At 70.3% G+C, this 11,953-nt stretch carries 8 protein-coding genes; 1 reads left to right on the forward strand and 7 read right to left on the reverse strand.

Annotated features, from left to right (window positions below):
• Positions 1-20: 20 nt before the first annotated feature.
• From atzF to ACFWIW_RS12570, 5 genes are read right to left on the reverse strand one after another with little or no spacing between them, the layout of a single operon-like run.
• On the reverse strand, positions 21-1,634 hold the full coding sequence (gene atzF, locus ACFWIW_RS12550) for an allophanate hydrolase (RefSeq protein WP_378368531.1): 1,614 nt from the start codon (positions 1,632-1,634) through the stop codon (positions 21-23).
• On the reverse strand, positions 1,631-5,203 hold the full coding sequence (gene uca / locus ACFWIW_RS12555; RefSeq protein ID WP_378368532.1) for an urea carboxylase: 3,573 nt from the start codon (positions 5,201-5,203) through the stop codon (positions 1,631-1,633). The genes atzF and uca overlap by 4 nt, the downstream gene beginning before the upstream one ends.
• The gene (locus ACFWIW_RS12560) at positions 5,200-5,811 is read right to left on the reverse strand and encodes an urea amidolyase associated protein UAAP2 (RefSeq protein WP_378368533.1); all 612 of its coding nucleotides are present in this window, start codon (positions 5,809-5,811) and stop codon (positions 5,200-5,202) included. Before ACFWIW_RS12560 ends, uca begins: the two co-directional genes overlap by 4 nt.
• Positions 5,808-6,641, reverse strand: coding sequence for an urea amidolyase associated protein UAAP1 (locus ACFWIW_RS12565; RefSeq protein ID WP_378368534.1), 834 nt, complete (start codon positions 6,639-6,641; stop codon positions 5,808-5,810). Before ACFWIW_RS12565 ends, ACFWIW_RS12560 begins: the two co-directional genes overlap by 4 nt.
• An 11-nt stretch (positions 6,642-6,652) precedes the next feature.
• Positions 6,653-8,119 carry an amino acid permease gene (locus ACFWIW_RS12570; protein ID WP_378368535.1) on the reverse strand — a complete coding sequence of 489 codons (1,467 nt, stop codon included), beginning with the start codon at positions 8,117-8,119 and terminating at the stop codon, positions 6,653-6,655.
• 177 nt (positions 8,120-8,296) lie between these two features.
• On the opposite strand from ACFWIW_RS12570, the gene ACFWIW_RS12575 reads away from it, so the two are divergent.
• Positions 8,297-8,953 (forward strand): TetR/AcrR family transcriptional regulator, encoded by a 657-nt coding sequence (locus ACFWIW_RS12575; protein WP_378368536.1) that lies wholly within the window; start codon positions 8,297-8,299, stop codon positions 8,951-8,953.
• A 50-nt stretch (positions 8,954-9,003) separates the two neighbouring features.
• Here ACFWIW_RS12575 and ACFWIW_RS12580 read toward each other — a convergent pair whose 3' ends face one another.
• The gene (locus ACFWIW_RS12580) at positions 9,004-10,269 is read right to left on the reverse strand and encodes an HRDC domain-containing protein (RefSeq protein WP_378368537.1); all 1,266 of its coding nucleotides are present in this window, start codon (positions 10,267-10,269) and stop codon (positions 9,004-9,006) included.
• 68 nt (positions 10,270-10,337) lie between these two features.
• The gene (locus tag ACFWIW_RS12585) at positions 10,338-11,054 is read right to left on the reverse strand and encodes a response regulator transcription factor (RefSeq protein ID WP_034318331.1); all 717 of its coding nucleotides are present in this window, start codon (positions 11,052-11,054) and stop codon (positions 10,338-10,340) included.
• Between the last annotated feature and the right edge of the window lie 899 nt (positions 11,055-11,953).

The raw sequence follows: 11,953 nt of genomic DNA on the forward strand, positions 1-11,953 counted from the left end.
TACCACTCACGAGACCGGACTCAACGACTCAAGTACCCGAGCCACCCGCCGTACCCCGTGATGTCCTCGGCACCTTCCACGGCGCCGGGCTCGCAGACGAATCCGGACACCTCGCTCCCGTCGGCCAGCCGCACCTTCCCGATCGCCAGCGGCGCGGGAACGCCCGCCACGAACTCGCCGAAGCCGCTCAGGGGCAGGTCCCACACCTCGGCCTCGATCGCCTCGCCGCCCGAAGCGACGCGGACGAGACCGGGTTTCGGCGGCACGGTGTCCAGCGCGAACAGCCGGTACTCGGCCGCCGTCGGTCCCGCGGAAACGAACCGGCCGCCCCGCGAGGTCAGCTCGTGGTTCAGCGGCTGCCCACGCAGATGCGCGCCGACGACCGCGATCCGGGTCCGCCGCGGCACCGAGCGGGCGACGTCGGCGAGGATCCGGTCGGCGTACGCGGGCCCGATCAGCATCACCCCGAACGGCAGCCCGGCCACGGTTCCGGCGGGCACGGCGAGTGACGACAGGCCCAGCAGGTTCGTCGAGTTCGTGAACCGGCCCAGCCGCGCGTTCACGCCCAGCGGATCGGCCTCGACTTCGGCGATCGTCGGGTGTTCCGTCGTCGTAGGCAGCAGAAGGCAGTCCACAGTGGACAACACGGCTGATGCCTCGCCGGAAAGACCGTCGAGTTTCGCGAGGTCGCTGAACAACCGATGCGCCGGGATGTCCTTCGCCGCGCCGATGATCCGCCGCACGGCCGGATCGACGGCGTCCGGATGCGCGTCGATGAACTCGCCGACCGCCGAGTACCGCTCGGCGACGAAGGCGCCTTCGTAAAGCAGGCGCGCCGCGTCCAGGAACGGCGATATGTCGACAGGGACCAGTTCCGCGCCCGCGTCATGGAATTCCCGGGCCGCCGCGGAGAACGCCTCGGTCCACCCGTCCTGGAGCGGCCCCACCTCGGACGGCACACCGATCCGGAACGGACGGTTCAGCGACGGAAGGTCCCGAGGCTCGCTCAGGCAGGCGAACGCGGCCGTCGCCTCGTCGACCGTCCGCGCGAACACCGACACGCAGTCGATGCTCGCGCACGCGGGCACGACACCGGCCGTCGGCAGCAGTCCCCGCGTCGGCTTCAGCCCGACGATCCCGTTGAACGCCGCCGGGACCCGCCCGGATCCGGCGGTGTCCGTACCCAGCGCGAGATCCACGATCCCGAGCGCCACGGCGACCGCCGACCCCGAACTCGACCCGCCCGAGACGTACGCCGGGTCGATCGCGTTCCGGACCGCCCCGTGCGGGCTGCGCGTCCCGACCAGCCCGGTCGCGAACTGGTCCAGATTCGTGGTGCCCAGGATCAGCGCACCGGCCGCGCGCAGCCGCGCCACCACCGGAGCGTCCTCGGCGGGCAGGTAGGCGTACTCGGGGCACGCCGCCGTCGTCGGCAGCCCGGCGACGTCGATGTTGCCCTTCACCGCGGCGAGTTTCCCGTACAGCGGCAAGGATTCCCCCGCCGCGCGACGGGCTTCCAGCTTCTCCGCGTCGTCGAGCACGTCCGCCTCGGGACGCAGGTCGATCCAGATCTCGGGCCGGTCGGCCCGCGCGATCCGGTGGTACGCGGCGCGCACCCGCTCCGGCACGCTCATCCCGCGCTCCTTCCCAGAACCACCAGCGGAGTGCCGGGGGCGACTTGATCACCGGGCGAGACGAGGACGTCGACGACCTCGCCGCCGGCGGGCGCGGGGATCCGCGCCTCGGTCTTCATCGCTTCGAGGATCACCAGCGTCTCGGCCGCGTCGACCTTCTTGCCGGGCTCGACGTCCACCCGCCACACGGTCGCCGCGAACGGCGCCTCGACGACGTGCCCGCCGGGCGGGGCCTCGACCTTCGTGGTCGGGACCTTCGCGCCGACCGGCTCCGGCCGCGGGTCGAACTCGCCCGCCGCCGCCCATGCCCGCCGTTCCGCCTCGAACGCCGCGCTCTGCTTCGCCCGGAACGCGGCGATGTCCGCCGCGTTGTCGGCCAGGAAGCGTTCGTGGTCGGCCAGCGCGAACTCGCCGTCGGTGATGTCGAGTTCCAGCTCTCCCGCCGAACTTCGGGCCCGCAGCTCCAGCAGCTCCTCCGCGCTGACCGGATACCAGGAGATCCGGTCGAAGAACCGCAGCAGCCACGGCGAACCCGGCTCGAACGACCCGCGCTGCCGCCAGCCGCTCCACACCTGCACGGTCCGCCCGACGAACTGGTAGCCGCCCGGGCCCTCCATCCCGTAGATGCACAGGTACGAGCCGCCGATGCCGACCGAGTTCTCCGCGGTCCAGGTGCGGGCCGGGTTGTACTTCGTGGTCACCAGCCGGTGCCGCGGGTCCAGGGGAGTGGCCACCGGCGCGCCGAGATAGACGTCGCCGAGGCCGAGCACCAGGTACTCCGCGTCGAACACCGTGCGGTAGACATCGTCCACACTGGACAGACCGTTCACCCGGCGGATGAACTCGATGTTCCACGGGCACCACGGCGCGTCGTCGCGCACACCCGCCATGTACCGCTCGATCGCCTCGCGCGTCGCCGGATCGTCCCAGGACAACGGCAGCCGCACGGTCCGGCTCGGCACCACGAGATCGGCGGTGCGCGGCAGGTCGTGCTCCACCTCCTGCACGAGGCCGAGCAGTTTCGGCACCGGCAGCACGTCCGGATCGACGTGCACCTGCAGCGAGCGGATGCCCGGCGTCAGGTCGATGACACCGCCGCCGTCGAGCCCTTCCTTGGCCAGCCGATCGGCCAGGGCGTGGACCCGCATCCGCAGCGCCAGGTCGAGTTTCATCGGCCCGTACTCGATCAGCAGGTTGTCGTCGCCGCTGCGCCGGTAGGTGACCTCGGGGTTCTCGTCCGATGTGGACAGACGGCCGAGGATGCCGCCGTCGTCGATCGGCTTCCGGCTCGCCTCGACCGCCGTCGCCGGCTCGTCCCGCAGAGTGTCCGCATGCTCGGTCGTGATCGGCACGAACCGCACGGTGTCGCCCGGCCGCAGCTGGCCGAGTTTCCACCGCTGCCCGGTCACCACGGTCGCCGGGCAGACGAACCCGCCGAGGCTCGGCCCGTCCGGGCCCAGCAGGATCGGCAGGTCGCCGGTGTAGTCGACGGCGCCGATCGCGTACGGCGTGTCGTGGATGTTCGACGGGTGCAGCCCCGCCTCGCCGCCGTCCTCCCGTGCCCAGCGTGGCCGGGGCCCGACGAGCCGGACACCGGTCCGCGCGGAGTTGAAGTGCACTTCCCAGTCGGTGGCGTAGAACGTCTCGACGTCGTCCGGGGTGAAGAACTCCGGCGCGGCGTGTGGTCCCTCGGCCGCGCCGATCTCCCAGTGCGTGGCGAAAACCGGGCGTTCCGCCTCGGGAACGGGGCCGCTGACGGCGTTCTCCGGCCGCGGTCCGGGGTAGAGGACGTCCCCGGTCGCCAGCGCGCGTCCGCCGTGCCCGCCGAAACCGCCGAGGGTGAACGTCGCCGCGCTGCCGAGGAAGTCCGGGACGTCGATCCCGCCGCGCACGAGGACGTACGCGCGAAGCCCGGCGGTCCCGGTGCCGACGTCGAGCACGCCGCCCGCGGGGACCTCGACCGGTGTCCACTGTGGAACGGGCGAGCCGTCGACGGTCACCGGCGACGGCGATCCCGTGACGCAAACGATTGCGTCCTCGGTGAACCTCAGCGAGACACCGTCCACAGTGCACTCCAGGCCCGCCGCGCCTTCGGGATTGCCGAGGGCGCGGTTGCCCAGCCGCAGGGACAGATCGTCCATCGGCCCGTTCGGTGGGACACCCACGTGCCAGAACCCGAGGCGTCCCGGCCAGTCCTGGACGGTGGTCATCGTGCCGCCCCGCAGGACCTCGATCCGCGGTTCGGGGTCGGTGATCGTGCCGAGCGTCGCGGTGTCGTGCGTGACCTCGTGCAGCCGCGGATCCGCGGCGACCGCGCGCAGCTGACCGAGGTTCGTCCGGACGCCGTCCACCCGGCTCTCGCCGAGCGCGTCGCCCAGCGCGGAAAGCGCCTCGCGCCGATCCGCGCCGACGGTGATCACCTTGGCGAGCAGCGGGTCGTAGTGCGTTGTCACGTTCGCCCCGGCCTCGACCCAGGTGTCGACCCGGACGCCCTCGGGGAAGTCGGCGCGGGTCAGCAGGCCCGCGCTCGGCCGGTGCCCGGCGGCGGGATCTTCCGCGTAGACGCGGGCTTCGATCGCGTGCCCGCGCGGTTCCGGCGTGGTGGCGAACATCCCGGTGTCGCCGTCGGCGAGCCGGAGCATCCACGCGACCAGGTCGACGCCGTAGACCGCCTCGGTGACCGGATGTTCGACCTGCAGCCTCGTGTTGACTTCGAGGAACGAGGCCTCTTCCCGCTCCGGGTCGTAGATGAACTCGACCGTCCCGGCCGACCGGTAGCGCACCGAAGCGCAGAGGTCGACGGCCGCCGAGACCAGTTTCTCCCGCACCGCTTCGGAAAGTCCCGGTGCCGGGCACTCTTCGAGCACCTTCTGATTGCGCCGCTGCAGCGTGCAGTCCCGCGTGCCCAGCGCCAGCACCTCACCCGTACCGTCGCCGAACACCTGGACCTCGACATGCCGCGCGTGCGTCACGAGCCGTTCGAGGAACACGCCCGAGGTCGAGAAGCTCTTGGCCGCGATGCTCTGCACCGCCTCCCAGGCGTCTCGGAGTTCCCCGGCGGACGCGCAGGCCCGCATCCCGATCCCGCCGCCACCGCCGGTGGCCTTGAGCATCACGGGGTAGCCGATCCCGGCGGCCGCCGCTTCGGCGTCGGCCAGGGTGGCCAGCAGCCCGGTGCCCGGCAGCAGCGGGACCCCGGCTTCGACGGCCTTCTCCCGTGCGGTGTGCTTGCTGCCGAAGACATCGAGGTGATCCGCGGTGGGACCGGCGAACCGGATGCCTGCCGCTTCCACCGCCCTGGCGAAAGCGGCGTCCTCGGACAGGAAACCGTAGCCGGGGTGGATCGTGTCCGCGCCGGTCTTCAACGCGGCTTCGATGATGGCGTCGCCGAGGAGATAGCTCTCCCTCGCCGGCGCCGGGCCGAGCCGGACGGCTTCGTCGGAAAGCCGTACGTGCGCGGCCGTACGGTCGGCGTCGGAGTACACGGCGACCGTCGGAATGCCCATCTCCCTTGCCGTCCGGATGATCCGGACGGCGATTTCCCCCCGGTTGGCGACGAGCAGTTTCACGCGCCACCGCCGGTGACGATCATCCGGACCGGCGTCGGGTCGAAACCGTTGCACGGATTGTTGATCTGGGGGCAGTTCGACACCAGCACGAGCACGTCGGTCTCGGCGCGCAGCTTGACTTCGAGACCGGGCGCGGAGATGCCGTCGACGATACCGAGCGTGCCGTCCTGTTCCACCGGCACGTTCATGTACCAGTTGACGTTGCTGACCAGATCCCGTTTCGAAAGGCCCCATTTCGCGCCCTCGGTCAGGAAGTTCTCGACGCAGGCGTGCTGGTACCGCGTGTGCTGGCCGTAGCGGAGGCTGTTCGACTCCTTGCTGCAGGCGCCGCCGATCGTGTCGTGCCGCCCGCAGGTGTCCTCCACGACGGTCAGCAGCGGCGCGCCTTCGCCGGTGCGCAGCACGCTGCCGGTGGTGAGGAAGATGTTGCGCTGCGCGGCGATCGTGGCGGCCGCGCTGTACCTCTTCGCCGTGTCGGCGGCGTCGTAGCAGAGGAAGTCGACGGCCTGGTTGCCGCCGAGATCGATGATCGCGAGCGTCTCGCCCTTCCGCAGCACGGTGGAGTACGGCGCCCGCGCGGCGACCTCGGTGTCGGAGATGATCGTCATGCCAGGCCCCTAGCGGTGAGGTAGTCGGCGGTGTTCTCGAAGGCGCGCTGCGCCTCGGGCGACGCGGTCCATTCAGGACTGTCCGGTGTGGACGGCGCGCTGCGCTGGGCGAGGACGCGCAGCGGGGTGACCGTGTAGTCCGGGCGCGGGTCGAGCGGGTGTGCGACGTTGGCGATCAGGACGATCACCGGGAGTTCGGTGCGCAGGACCACGGATTTGCCGGGGCCCGCCGAACCGGTGAACGTCAGCCCGCCGTCGGTCTCCACGTGGACGCCCTGGAAGAAGGACAGGCTCGGCGGGAGATCGCGCGGGGTGAGGCCGTTTTTCGCGGCGGCGAGGGTGAACAGCGCGTTGCCCGACGGCGAATCGCCTTGTGGGCTCCCGTCGCCGTAGCGCTCGGCATTACCGTCCACAGTGGACGTGCCGCAGAGGGCGTCGTGTTTCCCGCTCTCGTCCGTGACGACGGTCGCGAGCACCCGCGCCTGATCCGAAAGCAGGGCGATCGCCTCGCCGAGATAGGCGTTCCACTGGACCTTCACCGTGTCCGCGACGTTCAGCCGCTCCCAGGGCTGGTCGGCGTTGAACAGCAGCAGGTGCGCGCAGGCGTCGCCCTCGACGTCGGTCAGCCGCAGCTCGGTACCACGGGCGAGCACCTTGTGGGTGTAGCCGCCGCCGGCGACGGTCTCGGCCCAGACCAGCTTCTCCGGGTCGATCCCGGGCGGCGGATCCGGCCAGGTGGACGCGGGGATGGCGGGCATCGCTTCGGTCACCGTGCCCGCCTGGGCGCGGGCGTGGTCGCGAGCGCCGTACGTGGTCGATGTCGTGCTCATGGAACCTTCCTTCAGGTCGCGGGGACGGGAACCGTGGTGAGCGCGGAGCGGCGGCGCCAGCAGAGATAGCCGGTGAGCAGCGCGGCGCCGACGAACTCGATCGGGAACAACAGGACCCAGACGGAACCGGTGCCCGCCAGGTCGTAGATCCCGGCTCGTGGCCAGGCGATGTTGACGATCATCATCGCGCCGTACCCTACTGCCGCGATGTTGACCGGAATAGCCCATCGCCCCAGGGAGAAATGGCCGGGTTCGGCGGTGAAACGGCCTTGACGGCGCCGGATCAGCAGCGGTCCGGTCACCAGCAGATAGGCCAGGTAGACCACGACCACCGAAGTGGCGGTGATCGTGCTGAAGATCGTCGGGTTCCCCAGATTCAGCAGAAGCAGTCCGATGGCGAGCGCCCCGGAGAGCACTGCGGGCGCGATCGGCGTGCCGGTGCGGGTGTTGACCGCGGAAAGACGTTTGGCGCCGGGGAGCGCGCCGTCGCGGGCCATCGAGTAGATCAGCCGGACGGTGCCGGTCTGGATGGTCAGGGTGCAGACGACGACCGCGATCGCGACGTCGGCGAGGAAGACCCGGCCGAGGGTGTCCCCGAAGACGGCCGTGATCACATACGGCAGGCCCTTCCCGGCGAGTTGCCCGTCGGTCAGGCTCGGCGCCGCCATCAGCGCGGTGATGACGACCGCGAGCCCGCCGATCCCGGAGATCAGGAGGGCGCGGAGCACGGCGCGCGGAGCCGTGCGGCGAGCGTCCTTCGTCTCCTCGGCGACGGAGGCGGCGGTGTCGAAGCCGTACAGAACGTAGGCCGCCATCAGTGCCGAAGCGAGGACGCCGCCGGCTCCCGGGCTTTCACCCGCGGGCTGGAGCACGACCTGCGGGCCGCGGACGGCGAACAGCGCGAGCCCGATGATCAGCACGAGCACCCCGACGAGTTCGGCCGCGACCCCGACGTCGTTGATCCGTGCCATGAGCCGCACGCCGCCCGCGTTGATCGCGGTGGTGACCACGATCAGCGCGGTGCCGAGCAGGACCGCGTTGCTGGCACCGGTCGGGGAGGTGATCGCCGGATCCCCGCCGACGAGCTGGAACCCGCTCCAGACCGACGGGAGGACGACCTGCAGCGCGATCGCGGCACCGGCGAGCGCCACGACGCAGCCCACCAGCATCATCCAGCCGGCGAGCCACCCCGCGAATCCGGGGGAGAGGTGTTTCGCCCACTGGTAAACCGATCCGGCCAGCGGGAATCGGGCGGCGAGTTCGGCGAAGTTGAGCGCGACGAGCAATTGCCCGGCGATCACCAGCGGCCATGTCCAGAAGAAGAGCGTGTCGCCGAAGGAATAGCCGAAGGCGAACAGCTGGAACACCGTCGTAAGGATGGAAACGAAGGAGAAACCGGCGGCGAAGGCGGAGAAACCGCCCAGTGTCCGGCGGAGTTCTTGGCGGTACCCGAAGGCGGAAAGGTCTTCGGAAGGCATTGCGGAGGCTCCTGTCTCAAGGGCCGGATTTCGATCGGCTGACCGAAATTAAGCGCGTGCGGGATCCTTCCGATCTCCGCCGGGTAAGCGCGGTGTTAACAGATACCGGATTCGGTAACCTGGGCCGACCGCCGGACGTAACAAAGATCTTCGCGGAGAAATGGCAGGATCGGATAGATGACGAAAACGACCGGGGTGGGCAGACCGAGAGCCAGTGGCGCCGCGGCGAGCAAGCGCGAGGCGCGGCTCGCCGTCTTGGACGCGGCGGGGGAGCTGTTCACCGGCGCCGGCTACGCGGCGACGACCACACGGGCCATCGCCGAACGCGCCGGGCTGCGCCAGGCGTCGCTCTACTACCACTTTCCGTCCAAAGAGGACATTCTCGCGGCGCTGCTGGAGGACACCGTCCGGCCGTCGCTGGACGTCGCGGGCGGGCTGTCGGCCAAGTTCGCGCCGGTCGGCACGAGGCTGTGGGCGCTGGCCTACGCGGACATCCACCTGCTCGGCAGCGCGCGGCACAACCTCGGCGCCCTGTACCTGCTGCCGGAGATCTCGTCGCCGCGGCTGGCGCGGTTCCGGGCGGAACGAGCGGAACTCAAACGCGTGTACGGCTCGCTCGTCGCGGCGGCAGGTGTCGCGACGGCCCTCCAGGCGATCCGGACGGACCTCGTGTTCGGGCTCGTCGAGAGCATCGCGATCGTCCGGCGCGACCAGCCGGACCTGGACGTCGAGGCGCACGCCGTCGAAGGGGCCGACAGCGTGCTGAGGCTCACCGGGCTGGGGGAGCCGGACGCCGCGCTGCGCGGCTCCGCGCGAGCGCTGCTGGAGGGCTGAACGCGTCCTTCACCGCGTGACATGCGGTGAAGGCGTCCTTCAGCTCCCGTTCAGGTCGCGGTGGAGTGGAGCGCTTTGCTCAGCACCGCGACCGTCAGCTCCACCTGCCAAGGCCGGGCACCGCCGTCGCGCAGGACCTCGGCGACGGAGTCCTCGCTCAGATCCGCGGGCGGACGCCAGCAGGTGCGGCGCACCAGTTCCGGCAGCAGCAGGTTCTCCACCGGCAGCCGCCGGTCCTCCGCGATCGCCGACAGCGCCGCGCGAGCGGCGGAAAGCCGGGCGGCGGCGTCGGGATCCTTGTCCGACCACCGGTTCACCGGCGGCGGCCCGTCGGTCTGCTGCGCGGGGGTGGGCAGTTCGTCGGCGGGGAGCGCGCGGGCGGCCTGCAGATGCCGCAGCCAGCTCGCGGTGTACTTGCGCTGGACCCGGCCGCTGAACACCGGCAGCGCCTGAAGCTGCTCGACGGTCTTCGGGTCGGCGGTGACGGCGTTGATGATCGCGCTGTCGGGCAGGATCCGGCTCGGCGCGCGGTCGCGTTTGCGGGCGAGCTCGTCGCGCGCCTGCCACAGCTCGCGCACGGCGGCGAGGCCGCGGGCGCTGCGGATCTTGTGCACCCCGGACGTCCGGCGCCACGGCTCGGCCCGGGGAGCGGGCGGCGGCGCGGTGCGGACGGCCTCGAATTCCTGCTGGGCCCATTCGAGCTTGCCCTGGGCGGCCAAATCGGCTTCGAGCTTCTCGCGCAGCTCGATGAGCAGCTCGACGTCGAGGGCGGCGTAGTTCAGCCAGTCGACGGGAAGCGGGCGCTTCGACCAGTCGGCGGCGCTGTGCCCCTTCTCCAGCTGGTAGCCGAGGAGGAGTTCGACGAGGGTGCCGAGGGCGACCCGTTCGTACCCGGCGAGCCGTCCGGCGAGTTCGGTGTCGAACAGGCTCTTCGGGCGCAGGTCGAGTTCGGCGAGGCACGGCAGGTCCTGCGAGGCCGCGTGCAACACCCATTCGGCGTTGTTGAGCACTTCCGCGAGGGGCTCGAGCTGCCCTTCGAGCGGAATGGGGTCGATGAGGAAGGAGCCGGCACCTTCGCGGCGCAGCTGCACGAGATAGGCCTTGGGCCAGTATCGGTAGCCGGACGCGCGTTCGGTGTCCACGGCGATGGCCCCGCTGCCGCCCGCGATCTTCACGCAGGCTTCGGCGAGGGCGGTCGCGTCGGCGATCACCGGTGGAGTGCCCTCGGCGGGCTCGCGCAGCAGGACCGGTCCACCGGTGTCGTCGGTGCCGGTCTTCGGGTCCGTCTGCGGTTCTCCGGGTCGGTCGCCTTCCATAGGTGAAGACCCTACGGGACGAGCGGACCGCGCCTGGTCCGCCCGCCCCGCAGGGCTGTTCGCCTTTGTCAGCGGATCACGCCGGCACGCATGGCCAGCGCCACCATCTGAGCCCGGTCACCCGTGCCGAGCTTGCGCCCGATGCGGGAGAGGTGAGACTTCACCGTGAGAGCGGAGAGGCTGAGTTCCTCGCCGATCTCCTTGTTGCTCTGGCCGTCGGCCACGAGCTGCAGCACCTCGACCTCGCGCGCCGAAAGCTCGCGCGGGGTGTTGTCGGTGCCGGCGACCCGGGTGCCGGTGGCCAAGACCGGTGCGACGCTCGGGTCCGCGTAGACGCCGCCCTCGAGCACCCTGCGGACGCCGTCGGTCACCACGACCGGCGAAGCCGACTTGAGCAGGTATGCCTGGGCGCCGGCCTGGAACGCCGACCTGACCGCGTACGGGTCGTCTGATGAAGCGAGCACCACTACTCGAGGCCAGCCGTGGCTACGGAGTTCCGTAACCAGCTCGATGCCGCTGCCATCCGGCAGTCCGAGATCGAGGATCGCCAGGTCACAAGGCCCGGTGGCCTGTGCTCGCGCCCTCGCCTCGGCCACCGTGGCGGCCTCGTGGACGGTGCCCGCACCCATCTGTGCGAGTCTTGCTGAGATTGCCTCCCTCAACAGCGGGTGGTCATCGACCACCAACACGGAAAAAAGCTCTTCCCGCGGGTGCGGAACCATGCTCGCCGGCAATGAACCGGCTGGCGTGGATCGGACGGCCTGAGAAATGCCGACGGTAGCCACGTCACTACCTCCCTGGAGTCGGTCGTGCCCCCCGACCGGCACCGGGACTTTCGGCCGTTTAGCCGCGCCAGCTTTAGACCGAAAGTGGTGTCGTCGATGGCACTGTAGCCGCCCTGAGGCCTTCGCGGGGGGATCGAATGGGTATCTATCTCAAACCAGTGGTCACTCAGGGAGTTCGTAGTAACACGATCGGGCTAGTACACAGCCGGTGGCTAACACATCGCCGAAAGAACACGATGCACTGGGGTTACCGGGGTCCAACCGACTGTGCAGATGAGCCGTGCACCTGCCGGTGCCTCTGCCCGGGACCGCCGAGGGGCTGGGTGGCCGGGGCCGGAAAGTGCCTCCGGCGTGGGTCTTGATCAACTTCGCGGAGAGTCATGATCGCTCCGCTCGGTGACGGTCGCGGTAACGCTCCGGAAGTGCCGTGGGGTGTTCGCCGGCTGATTTGATCTTGTTGCGGACGGTGACAGCCGGGTTAGCACGAACGGGGTGGTCCAGACCTCTGAGTGACCAGCTCCGCGCAGGTGGGGGCTGGTCTAGTCCAGATGGCCGCGAAGCGGCCTTCGGCGGCGTACAGACGCTCTGGGGGGCTCGCGAATGGGGTAGCGAAGGCGCTTCGCGCCCCTTCGCGACATGGCGGCTGTCCGTGAGGGCCTCCTTGCCTACCTTGAGGGTAGTGAAGGAGGCCCTCACGGCTCCCGCGGGGGGAGCAAGGGACCTTTGCTACCGCGCTAGTTTTTCTAGCGGTGCTAGATGGCCGACGATCGCAATATAACCCGAATGCTATGTCTCGATTGATGGGAATCCGGCGTGTCGGGCCCCGGGGAGAAGTCCGTGAAGGCCTCCTTGTGGGGCGGCAGCGTGCGCCGAGGGGGCGTTGACGCGGGGGGGTGGGC

The sequence above is a fragment of the Amycolatopsis sp. NPDC058340 genome, from assembly GCF_042723975.1.
In the GTDB taxonomy this organism is placed as follows: Bacteria; Actinomycetota; Actinomycetes; order Mycobacteriales; family Pseudonocardiaceae; genus Amycolatopsis.

Excerpts from the sequence above, each read along its gene's own strand:
- ACFWIW_RS12565 (WP_378368534.1), bottom strand. The coding sequence starts at position 6,641 with ATGAGCACGACATCGACCACGTACGGCGCTCGCGACCACGCCCGCGCC.
- ACFWIW_RS12560 (WP_378368533.1), bottom strand. The coding sequence starts at position 5,811 with ATGACGATCATCTCCGACACCGAGGTCGCCGCGCGGGCGCCGTACTCC.
- ACFWIW_RS12570 (WP_378368535.1), bottom strand. The coding sequence starts at position 8,119 with ATGCCTTCCGAAGACCTTTCCGCCTTCGGGTACCGCCAAGAACTCCGC.
- ACFWIW_RS12575 (WP_378368536.1), top strand. The coding sequence starts at position 8,297 with ATGACGAAAACGACCGGGGTGGGCAGACCGAGAGCCAGTGGCGCCGCG.
- atzF (WP_378368531.1), bottom strand. The coding sequence starts at position 1,634 with ATGAGCGTGCCGGAGCGGGTGCGCGCCGCGTACCACCGGATCGCGCGG.
- ACFWIW_RS12580 (WP_378368537.1), bottom strand. The coding sequence starts at position 10,269 with ATGGAAGGCGACCGACCCGGAGAACCGCAGACGGACCCGAAGACCGGC.